The organism is Pedobacter namyangjuensis (genome assembly GCF_003313325.1).
Lineage (GTDB): Bacteria > Bacteroidota > Bacteroidia > Sphingobacteriales > Sphingobacteriaceae > Pedobacter > Pedobacter namyangjuensis.
In genome coordinates this window covers 25,739-41,851 of the sequence record NZ_QMHQ01000004.1, presented here as the reverse complement: position 1 = coordinate 41,851, position 16,113 = coordinate 25,739, and the positions used below count along the sequence as shown (strand labels likewise).

General features: G+C 35.9%; 14 protein-coding genes. 10 read left to right on the top strand and 4 right to left on the bottom strand.

Annotated elements, in window-relative coordinates; translation table 11 throughout:
• The 3 genes from DUT69_RS15840 to DUT69_RS15830 all read right to left on the bottom strand — a co-directional run bounded on the left by DUT69_RS15840 (position 1) and on the right by DUT69_RS15830 (position 6,532).
• Positions 1 to 2,901: a triple tyrosine motif-containing protein gene (locus tag DUT69_RS15840; RefSeq protein ID WP_113654244.1), complete on the bottom strand. Its 2,901-nt coding sequence runs from the start codon at positions 2,899 to 2,901 to the stop codon at positions 1 to 3.
• 125 nt (positions 2,902 to 3,026) lie between these two features.
• Positions 3,027 to 3,962: an oxygen-dependent tRNA uridine(34) hydroxylase TrhO gene (trhO, locus tag DUT69_RS15835; RefSeq protein WP_113654243.1), complete on the bottom strand. Its 936-nt coding sequence runs from the start codon at positions 3,960 to 3,962 to the stop codon at positions 3,027 to 3,029.
• Between the two features lie 116 nt (positions 3,963 to 4,078).
• A complete protein-coding gene (locus tag DUT69_RS15830) occupies positions 4,079 to 6,532 on the bottom strand; it encodes a DUF5686 and carboxypeptidase regulatory-like domain-containing protein (RefSeq protein WP_113654242.1) in 2,454 nt (817 codons plus the stop codon).
• Between the two features lie 134 nt (positions 6,533 to 6,666).
• Between DUT69_RS15830 and kbl the strand changes: the two genes are divergently transcribed.
• The 8 genes from kbl to DUT69_RS15790 all read left to right on the top strand — a co-directional run bounded on the left by kbl (position 6,667) and on the right by DUT69_RS15790 (position 13,607).
• Entirely contained in the window at positions 6,667 to 7,854 is a 1,188-nt protein-coding gene (gene kbl / locus DUT69_RS15825; RefSeq protein ID WP_113654241.1) for a glycine C-acetyltransferase, read from the top strand.
• Positions 7,855 to 7,888: 34 nt separating this feature from the next.
• Positions 7,889 to 8,815 carry an alpha/beta hydrolase gene (locus DUT69_RS15820; RefSeq protein WP_113654240.1) on the top strand — a complete coding sequence of 309 codons (927 nt, stop codon included), beginning with the start codon at positions 7,889 to 7,891 and terminating at the stop codon, positions 8,813 to 8,815.
• A gap of 105 nt (positions 8,816 to 8,920) precedes the next feature.
• Complete coding sequence (gene pheS / locus DUT69_RS15815; protein ID WP_113654568.1) at positions 8,921 to 9,961, top strand: phenylalanine--tRNA ligase subunit alpha; 1,041 nt, start codon at positions 8,921 to 8,923, stop codon at positions 9,959 to 9,961.
• Position 9,962: 1 nt separating this feature from the next.
• Entirely contained in the window at positions 9,963 to 10,373 is a 411-nt protein-coding gene (locus tag DUT69_RS15810; RefSeq protein ID WP_113654239.1) for a Rieske (2Fe-2S) protein, read from the top strand.
• Positions 10,373 to 10,948 carry a TetR/AcrR family transcriptional regulator gene (locus DUT69_RS15805; RefSeq protein WP_113654238.1) on the top strand — a complete coding sequence of 192 codons (576 nt, stop codon included), beginning with the start codon at positions 10,373 to 10,375 and terminating at the stop codon, positions 10,946 to 10,948. Before DUT69_RS15810 ends, DUT69_RS15805 begins: the two co-directional genes overlap by 1 nt.
• A 505-nt stretch (positions 10,949 to 11,453) precedes the next feature.
• Positions 11,454 to 11,561, top strand: coding sequence for a phenylalanyl-tRNA synthetase subunit alpha (locus tag DUT69_RS15800; RefSeq protein ID WP_113654237.1), 108 nt, complete (start codon positions 11,454 to 11,456; stop codon positions 11,559 to 11,561).
• Between the two features lie 186 nt (positions 11,562 to 11,747).
• Complete coding sequence (gene rlmD / locus DUT69_RS15795; protein ID WP_113654236.1) at positions 11,748 to 13,187, top strand: 23S rRNA (uracil(1939)-C(5))-methyltransferase RlmD; 1,440 nt, start codon at positions 11,748 to 11,750, stop codon at positions 13,185 to 13,187.
• Positions 13,188 to 13,202: 15 nt separating this feature from the next.
• The gene (locus tag DUT69_RS15790) at positions 13,203 to 13,607 is read left to right on the top strand and encodes a hypothetical protein (protein WP_113654235.1); all 405 of its coding nucleotides are present in this window, start codon (positions 13,203 to 13,205) and stop codon (positions 13,605 to 13,607) included.
• A gap of 119 nt (positions 13,608 to 13,726) precedes the next feature.
• Here the strand turns inward: DUT69_RS15790 and DUT69_RS15785 are convergent, their stop codons facing one another.
• Positions 13,727 to 14,443 carry a head GIN domain-containing protein gene (locus DUT69_RS15785; RefSeq protein ID WP_113654567.1) on the bottom strand — a complete coding sequence of 239 codons (717 nt, stop codon included), beginning with the start codon at positions 14,441 to 14,443 and terminating at the stop codon, positions 13,727 to 13,729.
• Positions 14,444 to 14,579: 136 nt separating this feature from the next.
• On the opposite strand from DUT69_RS15785, the gene DUT69_RS15780 reads away from it, so the two are divergent.
• Positions 14,580 to 15,089, top strand: coding sequence for a phosphoribosyltransferase family protein (locus DUT69_RS15780; protein ID WP_113654234.1), 510 nt, complete (start codon positions 14,580 to 14,582; stop codon positions 15,087 to 15,089).
• 400 nt (positions 15,090 to 15,489) lie between these two features.
• Positions 15,490 to 16,113 carry a lysophospholipid acyltransferase family protein gene (locus DUT69_RS15775; protein ID WP_113654233.1) on the top strand — a complete coding sequence of 208 codons (624 nt, stop codon included), beginning with the start codon at positions 15,490 to 15,492 and terminating at the stop codon, positions 16,111 to 16,113.

Below are 16,113 nucleotides of genomic sequence, written 5' to 3'. Positions count from 1 at the left end.
CTAAATTTCCAGTAAAAACTCGGTTAGGTTTTTATCATGTGGAACATTTAGTTTTTTACGCAAACGATATCTACGTATTTCTACTCCTCTTAAAGAGATATTTAGCAGAGATGCCATTTCCTTGCTGCTCATATTCATGTGCAAATAGGCGCAAAGTTTTAGGTCGTTTGGTACAAGATCTGGATGGTTCGCTTTTAGCTTTTTAAAGAAACTCTCGTGCGCATCATTGAAACTTCTTTCAAACAAATTCCAATCACGTTCGTCATTCATTCCATCATCTATTACCTTTTGTATTTTACGCAGTTGATCTTCAGATAAGCGTTTGCCATTCTCGTCTTTAAGTTTGGTCATTTCTTCACTTATCTTTTGAAGTAATTCGTTTTTGTAAACCAAGCTCATTGCCGAGTTGGCAATCTCTCTGTTTTTAACAGCCAATTCAGCCTGTAGCTTTTCGGTCTGGATTTTACTGATTTGTTTTTCGTTTGCTTCCGTTTCCTTTTTTAGGAATTCATTTTTCTCTTGCTGCAATTTTAACGTGATTGCTTCCTGATCTCGTCTCAATTTCCCTTCGTAAATTCTCTTACCGATAATTAACGCACCTACGGCAATCAGCAAATAAATCGCGATAGCAAAGTTGTTGCCGTACCAAGGTGGTGAGATGGTAAACTTAAATTCTGTTATTTCACTTATGCTTTCTTCGTTGATTTTTGCACGAACCTTAAAAACGTAACTACCTCGTCCAAGGTTGGTAAAGTCTTTTTGAGAAGCCGAACTCCACTCAGACCATTGTTTAGAATATCCTTCTAGGTAATACTGGAACCTAACTTTCGATTGGCGGTAGTAGGGAAGGGAATAGGAAATTCGAATATTGTTTCTGGCAAATGGAATCTCTATATCCTCGTTTAAATTGCCATTTTCGGTTAGTAAAACATATTTATCTGTAATATCCTCTACTTTTCTAATCAAAATAGAGGGAAGTTTTAATGCTTTCTGTTTATTGGCGGTGCTGTTCGCATTATAAATTACAAAGCCATCATCTACACTTACAAGATAAATGTTATTGCTTATTTGACTAATGTTTTCATAATACTGAACCATTCGGCCATCTAATACGCTAAATCTGCTCGAATCTATTTGTATTTTTCCAGGAGTAGACAGGTTAACCAAACTCATCTTTCCGTGATTGATGAACCAGTATTTTTTTGCACCTGCCGGGATAATTTTATTTGATGCGTTAAAGCTGCCCAGAGATTTGTTCAACGCCTCGTACTTGCTAAACTTGTTGCTAATTTCATCGTACACTAAAAACCCTGCATCCGAAGAAAAAATAATGCGGTTTTCTACGTTAAACATGTTTACGTTATAATTGCTTGGCAATCCGTTTGTTTCATTGTAAAACTGAATGTTTTTTGCAGTTTTTAAATCAGGGGTTAAGGTTAGTTTATACAAACCTTTATAAGCATGACTTACCCAAATATCGCCTTTGCTATCTTGTTCCACATACCTAGAAGGCTCTCCAAAATCATTTATTTTATGACTGAATTTCCATTTCCCGCTAGCATCTTTTGCATAAATTACTAAACCGGTATAAGTTCCCTGAATTAGATAGTTTGGGTTGGAATGAAGTTTTTTAACGGTCCAACCTCCGCTCATGTTAGATATTTTTTCGAATCTATCTCCAATAATGTTAAATGTTCCATCATTATGACCGCAAATTAGCTGTCCATCTATAACACTTAAATCCCAAACTTGGCCTTGAGAATTAGGAACTAGGCGAAAATCGAAATTGTTAAAGAGATTTCCGCTTTGCGGGATCCAATTGCTAACAAACAGTCCTTGATTGGTGCCTAGGTAGATTTTACCCTGCGTTATGATGCTAGAATATACTGTCCCGAATTGGCCAATTTTGTCGAAATAGAAATACAGTGGTGAGTTTAACTCAATTCTATCAATTCCATTATCCAGGCCTGCCCATAAATTTTGTTCATTATCTGCGTAAAGACTTAAAACGGTATTATTCTGCAAGCCGCTAGATTTGTTTATCCGCTGTACAATCTTCCCATTTTCATCAATGATGATTAATCCATTTAAAATAGTACCATAAGCATAGTACTTGTTTAAAATGCGTACACCATTATTCAATTGATACGTTTTAAGGAAATTATTTGCCGGAGTATTAAAAGGTGTAAAGCCTTTATCATCGTAAATAAACAAACCGTTTTTACTTGTGCCAATTATCAATGAATTGCCTTTGTAGGGCAATACAGATAAAATCCCCGAGATGCCCAAAATTTTACTTCCGGGTAGTTCCACTAGTTTGTTTCCTTGTAATTCAAAAAGTCCGTTGCCTAAAATTTCAACAAAGGTTTTGTTGTTGGCCTGGTGTAGAAAAAGTAAAGCGTTGGGCGCTTTTACAATGCTTATTTTGTTGTTTTCGTATACATATATTGTAGAGAACGACTGGAACAGAACCTTTTTTCCATGAATGTAAATTTTCCAAATCTCATCTGTAAGTTTATTTGATTTCGGAATAAGATTTACCAGAGAATTATAGGTAAGCCTTTTATCCTGATAAGACCAAAAACCAAACTCACCAAAGCTACCGGTATAAATTTTGCCGTCGCCAGATGTAGCAACCGAACGAACAATTTGCCTGTTCGGCATTTTATATTGTTGCCAATACTTGCCATCAAAAGTTAGTAAACCTTCGGCATTGCCAAAATACATAATGCCTTCCTTATCTTTCGCAATTGACCAGTTTTGGTTGCCAGCTAAATAAGCCGATTTAGGATAGTTTTGTACGTAAGGTACGCCAATGCTTTGAATCTCATCGCTCGATGCGTTATTCGAAACGAACGATAAAATTACCAGGAATACTAACTTAAAAAAACTGTCTTTCATCTACACAAACAAGTTCTCTAATAAAAAATGGAGATAATAAACTTAGAAAAAACGAGCGTACTGTTTCGCGAAACTACGAAAAACAATTAAGGCAAGCTACAGTAATTTAGTTGGTAAAACAGAATTTAAATTTCCTTAACTGCAACAGGCTGTGGTACTTTTACATAATAACCAGTTCCATTATAAGGGCGTTTACGCGGATTTGTAGTACAGGCAACAGAACAACAACCTTGCAATTCTTCTCCACAATCATCGCATTGCGTAATGTGCTCATTACATTCTGGATTTGCACAGTTAATCATTTTTGGAGTGGTTTTGCCACAATTATAGCAAACAGATACAACCGTTGGGTTTACCGAATTTACGTCAACTGCAATACGGTTATCAAAAACATAGCATTTACCTTCAAAATCTTTTCCACCTGCTTCTTTACCGTATTTGATAATACCGCCATGCAATTGGTAAACATCATTAAAACCGTGGTGTAATAGCAAAGCTGATGCCTTTTCGCACTTAATACCTCCGGTGCAGTAGGTCATTATTTTTTTATCCTTATACTGGGCAAGCGCATCAATTTGATCCGGAAAATCGCGAAAGTTCTCAATATCTAATGTAATGGCGTTTTTAAATTTGCCGAGATTGTGCTCGTAATTAGATCTAACATCCAACACAATAACATCATCCCTATCTAACATTTCGCTAAACTCTTTTGGCTCTAAATATTTGCCGGTTGCTTTATTTGGGTCGATGATGGAAGTATCTCTTAAGCCCGAATGTACAATCTCTGCTTTGTAACGACAGTGCATTTTTAAAAACGAAAGTTCTTCAACCTCATCAATTTTAAATTCGGTTTTAGCAAAACGTTCATCGGCATGAATATTAGACATGTAAGCCTGGCAAGCTTCGGGCGTACCAGAAACCGTTCCGTTTAGGCCTTCTTCGGCCACTATAATACGGCCAACTAAACCTAAAGATTTACAAAAAGCTAAGTGGTCTGTTGCAAATTGTTCTGCATCTGCTATTGGAGAATAGCAGTAATAAAGTAAGGTATTGTATTTCATAAGCTATTGATACCGTTGCAAACGGCGTTTAATAGGGGCAAAGATAATAAATTGAGTTGAATTTATAAGCTATAAGTTTGAGCGTTAATTAATTCCCCTCCGTGTTAAATAAGGTTTTAAAAACCGTAAGTAATTCTAAAACCTTGATCTACCTTTCTCCCACCATCAAATGAGTAACCATAACTCACTCCAAAACCTAAGCGCTCTACTCCAAAATAAAGTTCTTTGTAGTTTTTCTTGTCTGGCTGAGTTAGGTAGTTGAAGCCAACTATTTCCTCTAGTTTTAATTTACGCAAAAGCGGAACTTTATTTAAAAAGAAACCAGCGAAATTATGTTCAATATGTGCCTCTCCATAATGCTCATCAGTAGAGTATTGGTAAAAATCTAGAAACCTGAATTTACGCAGGTTTGGTGGAAAGATAGTAGAGTTATTACCTCTAAAATGTTTGCTATCGGGATAATAAACAGCTTTGTTGTTTAAAAACTTACCGGCACCCACTACAAAAGATGTATAGCCAAATAAGCCTGCACTAATTCTTTCCTGATAAATTTCAAAACTCAATAAATCGTAATCTACATCACTATTGAAGATGTTTTTTATGCCTTTTCGGTACATCAACTGAAAACGGGGATATTTCGATTCTTGGTAAAATTTACCATCGGGTCTGGTAATATAAGTTTGCCCTATAGTGTAGGTTAGCGAAGCAGATACATTAAACGAGCGATGTGTAGGAAACAAAGGCGTCTCTACAGTTGGGGTAAAAGGATTGTTTGAGGTAAATTCTTCGTCCTTTAAATCTCTAAAACTGTAATTGCTAGTGTTTTGAAGGGTTGAGTTTTTTGCATAATCTACCGCAACGGCCGCTTGTAATCCATCTGCAAGTTCCCTGGTGGTGGTAATGTTAGCAAATTCCTTTTTATAGAATTTCGATAAATTTCGCTCAAAAATAAGCGTGTTAATTGAGTTAGATAGTAAGCTCATTGAGCCGTATCTATTTAAATCAGATATCTCAGTACCGAAACTTGCGCTAACAGAAGCCCTTTTTAATGGATCATAAAAATAATTAGCATATAAGTTTCCAGTAAATATATGATTTGAAAATCCATATCTCACCTCTGGTCTAATACTGAAATATTTTCTGTCTTCTAAATTCTTTCTATAGGTTATGCCGTATTTCATTGCCAGTCCTTCAACTGTGTTGTAAAATACAGAACGTAAAATCGGATCGAATGAAAGATATTTATTGTCGTATCTATTGTTAATGCTGTAGCCGGTAAAAATAATCTTCGATAAGCTGAAATCGTTGTTAACTTTTTCTAAGGAATCTAGATAGTGTTTTGAAGTTTTTCGCAGGGCGATGCTATCCTTACGATGATAGTCAAGCTTTTCTTCATCGGATAGAGGAATTGGTCTGGCATTCATCCAGTACAAAGAATCCTTTTTATTAACCGATTTCGTGATCTTTAAAATTTCGGCGGTAAAATGTCCTTTTGGAAAATTAGGCTTCAAGTTGTAATCGCTGTAAATACCTACATAATAGCCTTCAAATTTAAATTTCATTACATCGCCATTAAACTGGAATTTAGTTGTTGTAGGCATGTAAACATTTTCAAATTTTTCAAATTGCTGACTAACATTCAAAGTGTCTATGAAATTAATTCCCGCTTCCTCTGTTAAGTACAGGTCCGTACCTACAATTCTCCAACTTTCATCTGCAATATAAATTGTACCTCTAAAAACCGGATCGTTTTTTCTGCGTGGTATAACTTCAATTTTATTAATAGTTGCACCATTTTCATCCGTTTGCCCTATCAGTTTATATCGATAATAGAAAAGAGCATTATCTGCAATGGGCGATACAAAACTTCTAGAGCTCAGTCCACTGTTTTCAAATAGAAGATTATCGTAAAAATTGATGATTAAATCCGATGCTTTATTGAAACTAAATGCATTATTTCTTCCAGACACTTTGGATGATATCATTTCTTCATGCACATCATTTGGTCTTCTAAAACTAAATACAGACCTTGATTCTGATAAGTATAAGATGCCTTTTCTGTTGGTATCTAAATCAAGCGTTTTTTGTATATCTCTTCCAAAAAACTTTTTAGGTGCGCCAACTAGTTTTTGCGAGCCCTTAATGTATACGTTGGTGCTATATTCCTTAACCTCATTTAAGTGTATTTTTCGTTTAGCAATCGCTTGCCTAATAATATTATAAGCAGGGTCTTCTGCATTTGAGGTAATTACAACATTATTTAAAGTGTAACTCTCTGATGGTAAAACCTGATCTGCTATCAAATTGCTATTAACAGTAACCTGCCTTTCTATAGTTTTAAAACCAATAGCCTTATACATTAAAGTATAAGTTCCTTTATCTAAATTAAGCGTGTATAAACCTTCGGCATTTGCCGATGTTCCTTTGTTTGTATTTTTTACGTACACCGAAGCAAAGGCAACAGGTTCCTTAGAAGTTTCGGTAATTTTTCCGCTTACTTGAAATTGTTGGGCAACAGAAGAATTAAATATGGCTAATGAGAGCATTAGCAACAGGTAAATTTTACGCATATAAAGTTTAAAGCTATAAATATCTGCTTAAGTTGTAGAAGTTAACGCAAATAATGTGTTAAAGTTTGTTAACGAGCAAAATATTATATTTGTGACGAATTTTACTCCCAATTGGTTGCATCAAATAAAATATTATGTACAAAACCTTAAAACCTGTATTACAAAAAGAACTAGAAGAAATAGAAAACGCTGGCTTATTTAAACGTGAGCGTATTATAATTACGCCACAAGGTGCTGATATTAAAGTTAGCTCTGGGGCAGAAGTAATTAATTTTTGTGCAAACAACTATTTGGGACTTTCATCGCATCCGAAAGTTTTGGAGGCTGCCAAAAAAGCGATTGATGATTACGGCTACGGCATGTCTTCGGTGCGTTTTATCTGTGGAACCCAAGATATACACAAAGAATTAGAGGCAAAGATTTCTGAATTTTTAGGCACCGAGGACACTATTTTATATGCGGCGGCATTTGATGCAAATGGAGGTGTTTTTGAGCCATTGTTTAATGCTGAAGACGCAATTATCTCTGACGAACTAAATCACGCCTCGATTATCGATGGCGTTCGTTTATGTAAAGCGCAACGTTTCCGTTATAAAAACGCGGATATGGAAGATTTAGAAAAACAGTTGATTGCTGCAAAAGATTGTCGCCATAGGATTATTGTAACAGATGGTGCTTTCTCTATGGACGGATCGGTAGCTCCTTTAGATAAAATTTGCGATTTAGCAGATAAATATGAGGCATTAGTAATGATTGACGAATCACACTGCTCTGGTTTCATAGGCAAAACTGGTCGTGGTACGCATGAGCATTTTAATGTAATGGATAGAATTGACATTATTACCGGTACGTTAGGTAAGGCGCTTGGTGGTGCATCGGGTGGTTTCACCTCTGGTAAAAAAGAAATTATCGATATGTTGCGTCAACGTTCTCGCCCATATTTATTCTCGAATACTTTGGCTCCAGCAATCGCAGGTGCTTCTGTTGCAGTTTTAAATATGTTAAGCGGTACTACAACTTTACGCGATAAACTTGAAAGCAACACTAAATATTTCCGCGAAAAAATGACCGAAGCTGGTTTTGACATTAAGCCTGGTTTTCACCCGATTGTACCTGTAATGTTGTACGATGCGAAAATTGCACAAACTTTTGCGGCTAAAATGTTAGAAGAAGGAATTTATGTAATCGGTTTCTTCTATCCAGTTGTACCGCAAGGTAAGGCTCGAATTAGGGTTCAGCTTTCAGCTGGTCACGATCAACATCATCTAGATAAAGCAATAGCTGCGTTTACTAAAGTTGGTAAAGAATTGGGTGTAATTTAATCACACCCAATTCGTTCTACTTAAAATTATCCCCATGAAATTTAGCGCAAATTTAATTGCTGTTACCTTAGTATTGTTTTTTTTAGCGTCTTGTAAGAAATCTGTTGAGCCCTCGTGGAAATCTGAAGCACAAGCTTCATTGCTAGTTGACGTGGCTTATGGCCCAGATCCAAAGCAAACAATGGATGTTTATTTGCCCCCAAACCGTACAACAAATACTAGTGTAATTATTTTGGTTCATGGAGGTAGTTTTATTGGTGGCGATAAAAGGGAGTTGGCATCGCAAGCCAAATATCTGGCGGCCTCGGGCTATGCGGTATTGAATGTTAATTATCGTTTGGTAAACTCGGCAGGACTCTACAATATACCACGCCAAAAACAAATTAGTAGCATTAAAATTAGCGACCAAGTTGCGGATATGGCTTTGGCGGTTGAGCACGCATTAGCTAATGCGCAAAATTGGGTGGTAAGCAAAAATAGAGTTGCAATGGTAGGCCACAGCGCTGGTGCTACTTTATCGCTTCTTTATGCATATAATGATGTAAATTCAAATAAAGTTAAAGCTGTTTCCAATTTGGCTGGAGCTTTGGATTTGGTTTTTACAAATGTTCCGAATTGGCAGTCTTATCCGCCTTATTTATTTGAAGCAGGGTTAAGGTTTACTGGCGTCGAAGTTTCTTTAGAAAGCAAAACTGCATACGAAAATATAAGTCCGTTATTTGTAGCTAACGAAAAACGACCTGTTCCAACATTAAATGTTTTTCCTCAAAATAACGATGTGGCAGGTTTACCTAAACAGGACTTTACAACTTTTAGAAACTTCACCGATAAACTAAACGGTTTGAAGGTTCCTAATGAGTTTGTTTTTGTTGCAGGTGCCGACCATGTTTTCTCTAAAACAGACGATTGGCAATTAATTTTAGATAAATCGGTAGATTATTTTAACAAAAATTTAAAATAGAATTTTTGCAATCCTAGTTCATTTCCTTGTAATAAAACCATTTCAACTTTGTTTTTGAACCGCTAGGCTATAAAATAATTCTTTAAAATGCCGTATATTTGGCGCATGTTACAAGACCAGATTACAAAGTATACGGCAGAAATCAATTCTTTTGAAACAACAAGTGCCGACGAACTGGAAAAATTCCGCATTCGTTTTTTAGGGACTAAAGGTATTATAAAAGATATTTTTGATGAGTTTAAGGCAGTTTCGCCTGAGGAAAAACGTACACTCGGTAAAGTTTTAAATGAATTTAAACAACTTGCAGAAGCAAAATATCAAGCCTTAAACGAAGTAACCGCAAACTCTAAAACGGAAACTGCTAGCGCTAATTTTGATATGACTCTACCTGGCGAAGGTTTTGAAGTTGGCACTCGCCATCCTTTAGCTTTGGTTAGGAGAGAAATTGTAGAAATTTTTAACAAGCTTGGTTTTAGCGTAGCTGAAGGTCCAGAAATTGAAGACGATTGGCATAACTTCTCTGCTTTAAACTTCCCAGAAGAACATCCTGCAAGAGATATGCAAGACACTTTCTTTATTAAAAAAGGAGGCGAAAAAGGCGATATCGCTTTGCGTACACATACCTCTTCTGTACAAGTGCGCATGATGGAGGCTGGTCAACCACCATTTAGAGCGTTAATGCCTGGTCGCGTTTACCGTAACGAAGCGATTTCTGCGAGAGCACATTGTTTCTTCCATCAGGTAGAAGGTTTATATGTTGATGAAAACGTGTCATTCGCGGATTTAAAACAAACACTTTTCTATTTTGTACAGGAACTTTATGGAGAAGGAACAAAGGTGCGTTTCAGACCATCATATTTCCCATTTACAGAACCTAGCGCAGAGATGGATATTTCTTGTACAATTTGTAAGGGAGATGGTTGCCAATTATGTAAGTACAGTGGTTGGGTAGAAATTTTAGGCTGCGGTATGGTAGATCCGAATGTATTGGAAAATTGCGGTATCGATAGCAAAAAATATAGTGGTTTTGCATTTGGAATGGGTATAGAACGTATCGCCAATTTAAAATTCGAGATTAAGGATTTACGCCTTTTCTCTGAAAACGATGTGCGTTTTTTAAAACAGTTTAAAACTGCAATTATATAATATGAAAAAACTGTGTGGTTTGCTTTTGGTATTTGCACTTTTCGCTTCTTGCGCTAAAGAGCAAAATCTAATACCCGATTATCCGGTTAATTTTAGCAAACCAATTACAGATCCGAGCTTAAACAGGTTAAGCTCCCCAGGTGGTGCTGTTAGTTTTTCTGGTTATGGTGTAGCCGGCATTATTATTTACCGCAGACCAGACGCTTACGTTGCTTATGATAGATGTAGCACTGTTAACCCGGAGAAAAAAACACCAATAGTAATTGATGAAGGATCTTTAACAGCTACAGACCCAGTTTCTGGCGCTAAATATTCTTTGTTTGATGGCGGACCAGTTAAAGCGCCAGCAAAAACATCCCTAAAACAATATAATGTTATCATTGCTGGTAATGTTTTACGCGTAGTTAATTAATGGAGCCAGAAAAAATTAAAGAAAGTATAATTAAAGCTGCTAAAGAGCTTTTTAGAAAATATGGTTACCATAAAACTAGTGTAAACGAGATTGCCAAAAAAGCTCGTATTGCTAAGGCTACTATTTACAAGTACTTTGACAGTAAGGAACAGGTTTTAGATGCTATTTTAATGGACTATCTTGACGTGAATTTGCATGAAATTTTAAGTCAGAAGGTTCAATTTGCTAGTGAAGAAGAACATTTAAAAGCTTTGGTGATGAAAACTTGTAGGCTATCTTACACGGTTTGTAACGAGTTTATTGGCTGGGATTTTGTACGCGAAAATGCTAACTCACAAGAATTTTTAAAACATCTTTCAGATCAGCTAGAGGCTTTGTTGCTTTCTGCATACTTAGAACTAGATCATTTTAAGAAAAACCCAGCACGCAGAGGTGGATTGGCATTCTTGCTTAAGGCAAGTAAGAGCATCGTATTCTCATTTGCATTTACTTCGGTAAGTGATGCCGATGTGCGCAAGAACTTTGTAACTTTTCAGAAAGAGATTTTGCCTTACTTGGTTAAGGCAGCATTATAATTCTTTTTAATTATCAATTGGCGTCTCAACAACCAACCTAATTTTTCCATTTTGTTGCGGGTTACAGATCTGGAATAGCCAAAATCTGTGGCTAGAATAACACCCTTTCTACTTATGCTCTTCGCGATTTGTAATCGCAAAGGTCTGTCTCTGTATTTCTAATCCAGCTATTTTATCCATCAGTTGTAATCAAATTACAGATTCGCCGATATTGACTCAAGATTGCAAATCTGGATAGAGGGAAATACCAATTGAGCAATCCTTTTTTTCTAATCAATGCAACCTCAAATCGTTGTTCAATCCCGAGTTCACTAAACCCGATAAAGCGAAAATCTCCCGATTTTTCATCGGGAATTGAAGCGATAGCGGGACTTTCGCCTAAAAAATGCAGTAAGCGTTGCTTTTCTAGTTAATGACAAACTTAACACTTAAATAACATATACCGTTTTGGTTTTTGGTTCAAAATAGCTTACATTTGTGTAATTATCATTGTAAACCTATTGAAATGAGCAAGGAAACGTTAGAAATATCGGTAATGGTTGATGAACAATTCGACATGAATTTTAATTGGCTAGAAGGTGCTTTTGGCTTAATTCTAAAAGTTCTTGGCTAATACATTTTGTCGTCTATTTAAATCGATAGCGAGTTTATAAAAGCTCAATGGAGCTGTATGCGCTAAATTTTTATAGTTGCAAACTGTAATCCTTATTCTTTGCTCCTTAATTCTTATCGTTTCCATTTGTTTTTTCCTTAATCCCGAAAACCGTTAACCTTATACCTTTTTATTATATTTGCGGCAATGAGTAGAAACCGTAGAAATGCTGAACCAATCCGTATTGCAGGATTAAGCATTATTGACATTGCAGAAGAGGGAAAAGGGGTAGGCAAGGCCGACGAATTAGTAATTTTTGTAGACAAAGCCGTTCCTGGCGATGTGGTTGATGTGCGTTTGGTAAAGAAGAAGAAAAACTTTGCCGAAGCGATTATCGAAAAGCTAATAACGCCATCTGAATTAAGAACAGAGGCCTTTTGCAGTCATTTTGGTACTTGTGGTGGTTGCAAGTGGCAACATATGGATTATGCAGCGCAATTAAAGTTTAAGCATAAAAATGTTGAGGCTGCGCTACAGCGTTTGGCTAAAATAGATACCGCACACATGGAGCCAATTTTAGGTTCTGCGGTTAATAAATACTATCGTAATAAATTAGAATATACTTTTTCTAACAAACGTTGGTTAAACGCCGACGATATGCAGTTTGAAGCAGAGGGCAGAGAGATGAATGCTTTAGGGTTTCACGTTCCCTTACGTTTCGATAAAATTTTAGATATTGAACATTGTTATTTGCAGGCAGAGCCAAGTAACAACATCCGTTTAAGTGTAAGAGCTTATGCTTTAGAACATGGATTAAGTTTTTACGATTTGCGTAATCACGAAGGTGCTTTAAGAAATTTGATCATTAGAACTTCTTCAACCGGCGAGATAATGGTAGCTGTTGTTTTTGCTTATGCAGAACAGGAGCAGATAAAAGGCTTGATGGAATATTTAAAAATTTCTTTCCCACAGATCACTTCTTTATTGTACATCGAGAATCAGAAAAAGAATGATACCATTTTTGATCAAGAAGTAATCACCTATGCGGGTAGAGATCACATTTTTGAGCAAATGCCAACAGAAAATGGCAAAACGGTAAAGTTTAAAATTGGTGCTAAATCCTTCTACCAAACCAACTCAGCGCAAGCTTACGAGTTGTATAAAATTACACAAGAGTTTGCTGGTTTTAAAGGTGATGAATTGGTTTACGATTTATACACTGGTGCTGGAACAATAGCCAACTTTGTTGCTGGCAATGTAAAACAAGTAGTTGGTATAGAATATGTGCCTACAGCAATTGAAGATGCAAAGTTTAATTCGGCATTAAACGGTATTGATAATACCATTTTTTACGCTGGCGATATGAAGGATATTTTAACCCCTCATTTTATTAGCGAGCATGGTAAACCTGATGTGGTTATTACTGATCCACCAAGAGCCGGTATGCATACAGATGTCGTAGAACGCTTATTGGAAATGGAGGCCGAAAAGATAGTTTATGTGAGTTGTAACGCAGCTACGCAGGCTAGAGATTTAGCATTATTAAAAGAAAAATATGATGTTGTGCGCATTAAACCTGTTGATATGTTTCCGCATACGCAACACGTAGAAAATGTAGTGCTTTTACAATTAAAAAATATTGAGTAGCTAATTAGTGTGTTTATGGAATCTGAAGAATTATTAAATTTAAATAACGGAGAAGGCGGGGAGAATAAGGCAAAAAAAGTTAGTCCGCTAGTTAGTTTAGAAAAAGACTTAACCTTTTATGCCGAGTCTATTAAAGAGGTAGCAGTAGAAATTATGGTGGAAGGAATTTCATCTTACCCAATTTTTATTGCTCATCAGCACGAAGTTAATATTGGCGAAATTATTTTAAACAGAGCAGAGTTAAATACCGAATGGACAATACAAGCTTCTACCTTAGAAGAATTTGTGCAAAAAGGAATTATTAATCCCGATAAGAAAGAACACTTTTTAAAAAGCTATAAAAAGCCAGATGCATTTATGTGCATTTTTGTTGTAGTGCCAGAGGGTGCAAACTTTGTGTATTATCCTTATTCAAAGTAAAATTTATCCATTTTAATAATAACAACAAAAGCCAATATCGCATCCGCGGTATTGGCTTTTTTACTAAAAACTAAACTAAAATTTATTTTCTTTTTACAGCTGGCATCAAGCTAAATATTTTATTTAACGCGTTTTATATCGCCACTTTTAGATGAGGATATTTGCTTTAAAGCTGCATTGCCTTTATAGTTGATATCGCTACCGCCAGTTGCACTTGCTTCTAATGCTTTACTTACATTTACGTTAGCATCGCTACCTCCAGTTACCTGAATTTTGGCATTGCTAACAACATATTCAAAAGCATCTATGTCGCTACCACCACTTGCGGTTGCCTGCATATTTTCTCCACTTCCTTTTAGCTCGGCATCGCTACCGCCACTTACAGTTAGGGTTAAGTCTTTAACAGCTAAAGTTAATTTAAGATCAGAACCACCACTTGCGGTTAAAGATAAAGCATCGCTTTTTAAGGTGTTTTCTGTGTACACATCGCTACCACCTGTTGCGCTAAGAGATTTTAAAGTTTTATAGTTAACATAAACCTTAATGCTCTGTCCTTTAAAAATTCTGCCCCAGTTAACACCATCTTTATATCTAATTTTAATTGCACTTCCGCTTTGTTCAACAATTACGTCTTTAATAGCATCTGTAGAACCTTTTACAACTAACGTTTCTGTATTGCCTTGCGTTAAATACAAATCCATGCCACTACTAATAGTTACGGTATTAAACGATTTTACAACAACATTTTTGCTAGCCTGCGCAAATGCGCTTACGCTAAAAAGTATGGTTGCTAAGAATAAAAGTATGCTGCTTTTAAAAGTCTTTGATAAGTTCATAATAGGGATATTTATTGGTTTGTAATCATTAGACGCAAATAGGTAGCTAAACGTTGCAAAAAAAAGTAAAATATTTTTTTGTGTTTGTTTTTGAGGCTTAAAATCGTTCTTTTGTATAGCAAAATAAAAGCAAGCCATGCCAGATACTCAGGTTTTAATTCTAGATAAGAAACAAATAGATCAGAAAATAAATAGAATCGCCTACCAGATTTTAGAAGACAATCTTAATGAAAAAGAAATTGTACTTGCCGGAATTTGGGATAGAGGGTATAAACTTGCCATTCGCCTGCAAAAAGTTTTGCAAAAAATAGCACCATTTAAATCTACCTTACTGCGTGTAGATTTAGAAAAGCAAAATAGCAAACTGGTTGCTAAAACAGATTTAGAACCCGCCGACTGGAAAAATAAGGTTATTATTTTGGTAGATGATGTGTTGAACAGTGGCAAAACCTTGGCCTACGGTTTGGGTGTTTTTTTAAATACACCGCATAAAAAAATCCGTACGGTGGTATTGGTAGATAGAAGCCACAAAATTTTCCCTATCGCTACAGATTTTGTAGGGCTCGAGCTTTCTACCATTTTAAAAGAACACGTAGATGTGGTTATGGATGTAGATGGCGAGGAAGATCGTGTTTATTTAAGTTAACATAGAAAATCAAAGCCTATTTTACATTGGTTAGGCTAGTCCCGCTAATGCTACAAGGCCTTCATTTCATTTTCGGCGCTTTCCGCGTATATCGGGTTTATTTTACGCAGGCATTTGCTTCAATTTAAGTATGCGTGGCATGTTGCAATTTTTTTAAGCAAGTAGAAATTTGCGTGATGTAAAGTTAACTGTAAAAAATGCATTGCTGTAAGTTAAATAGCCCTTATTGAAGTGGCATTACCTGTTGCTGTAAAATTGGGCTTACCACAAACGTATACAGGTAATACAGCGAAAAGAAGGAGCTAACTACAATTTTTGTACTGAAATTGCGCTACAAAACATAAAAAGCTAACTTATTTTTCTTGTTGCAAATACCTTAATTTTTTTGCAACTTCCGTAAATGTATCTCCCTCGTAAAAACGCATTTATCTATAATTTCTACTCATGGTATATCAGCTATATCATTAATAAAAATTTTTGTGCTTTTACCAACAACAAAATATCAATTAACCCTAATGAAGCGATATTGCTATTAGCCAATCGTTTTAGTTGGTGGGATGGATATATGCTTTTTCAACTTAACAAACGTGTTTTAAAAAAGAAATTTCATGTTTTAGTTACTGCCGAAGATTATCAAAAAACGAGCTACCTTAAATATTTTGGTGCTTTTGCGCCAGAAGCTAAAGGAAAAGATCTGTTAGAAACGTTAACTTATGCAGGCCAGTTGTTAAACGATCCGCAAAATCTGGTTTTAATTTTTCCGCAAGGTAAAATAAGATCTATACATGTTAGCCAAATTGCTTTTGAAAAAGGAATTATGCAAGTTTTAAATGCTTCGCAAAAGAAATTTCAAACCGTTTTTGCGGTAACGCTGGTAGATTATTTTAACAGCCGTAGGCCAAAAGCGAAAACCTATTTAACCAAGTGGCAAGCAGAAGAGTATGTAAGTTTACAGCTTTTAAAAAGCGAGTTCAATAAACATTATGACAATGCTGTACTAAAACAAACGCAAAAAGCATCTTAA

Excerpts from the sequence above, each read along its gene's own strand:
- kbl (WP_113654241.1), top strand. The coding sequence starts at position 6,667 with ATGTACAAAACCTTAAAACCTGTATTACAAAAAGAACTAGAAGAAATA.
- DUT69_RS15790 (WP_113654235.1), top strand. The coding sequence starts at position 13,203 with ATGGAATCTGAAGAATTATTAAATTTAAATAACGGAGAAGGCGGGGAG.
- DUT69_RS15785 (WP_113654567.1), bottom strand. The coding sequence starts at position 14,443 with ATGAACTTATCAAAGACTTTTAAAAGCAGCATACTTTTATTCTTAGCA.
- DUT69_RS15805 (WP_113654238.1), top strand. The coding sequence starts at position 10,373 with ATGGAGCCAGAAAAAATTAAAGAAAGTATAATTAAAGCTGCTAAAGAG.
- DUT69_RS15800 (WP_113654237.1), top strand. The coding sequence starts at position 11,454 with ATGAGCAAGGAAACGTTAGAAATATCGGTAATGGTTGATGAACAATTC.
- DUT69_RS15775 (WP_113654233.1), top strand. The coding sequence starts at position 15,490 with ATGTATCTCCCTCGTAAAAACGCATTTATCTATAATTTCTACTCATGG.
- DUT69_RS15780 (WP_113654234.1), top strand. The coding sequence starts at position 14,580 with ATGCCAGATACTCAGGTTTTAATTCTAGATAAGAAACAAATAGATCAG.
- pheS (WP_113654568.1), top strand. The coding sequence starts at position 8,921 with ATGTTACAAGACCAGATTACAAAGTATACGGCAGAAATCAATTCTTTT.
- DUT69_RS15820 (WP_113654240.1), top strand. The coding sequence starts at position 7,889 with ATGAAATTTAGCGCAAATTTAATTGCTGTTACCTTAGTATTGTTTTTT.
- rlmD (WP_113654236.1), top strand. The coding sequence starts at position 11,748 with ATGAGTAGAAACCGTAGAAATGCTGAACCAATCCGTATTGCAGGATTA.
- DUT69_RS15830 (WP_113654242.1), bottom strand. The coding sequence starts at position 6,532 with ATGCGTAAAATTTACCTGTTGCTAATGCTCTCATTAGCCATATTTAAT.
- DUT69_RS15810 (WP_113654239.1), top strand. The coding sequence starts at position 9,963 with ATGAAAAAACTGTGTGGTTTGCTTTTGGTATTTGCACTTTTCGCTTCT.
- trhO (WP_113654243.1), bottom strand. The coding sequence starts at position 3,962 with ATGAAATACAATACCTTACTTTATTACTGCTATTCTCCAATAGCAGAT.
- DUT69_RS15840 (WP_113654244.1), bottom strand. The coding sequence starts at position 2,901 with ATGAAAGACAGTTTTTTTAAGTTAGTATTCCTGGTAATTTTATCGTTC.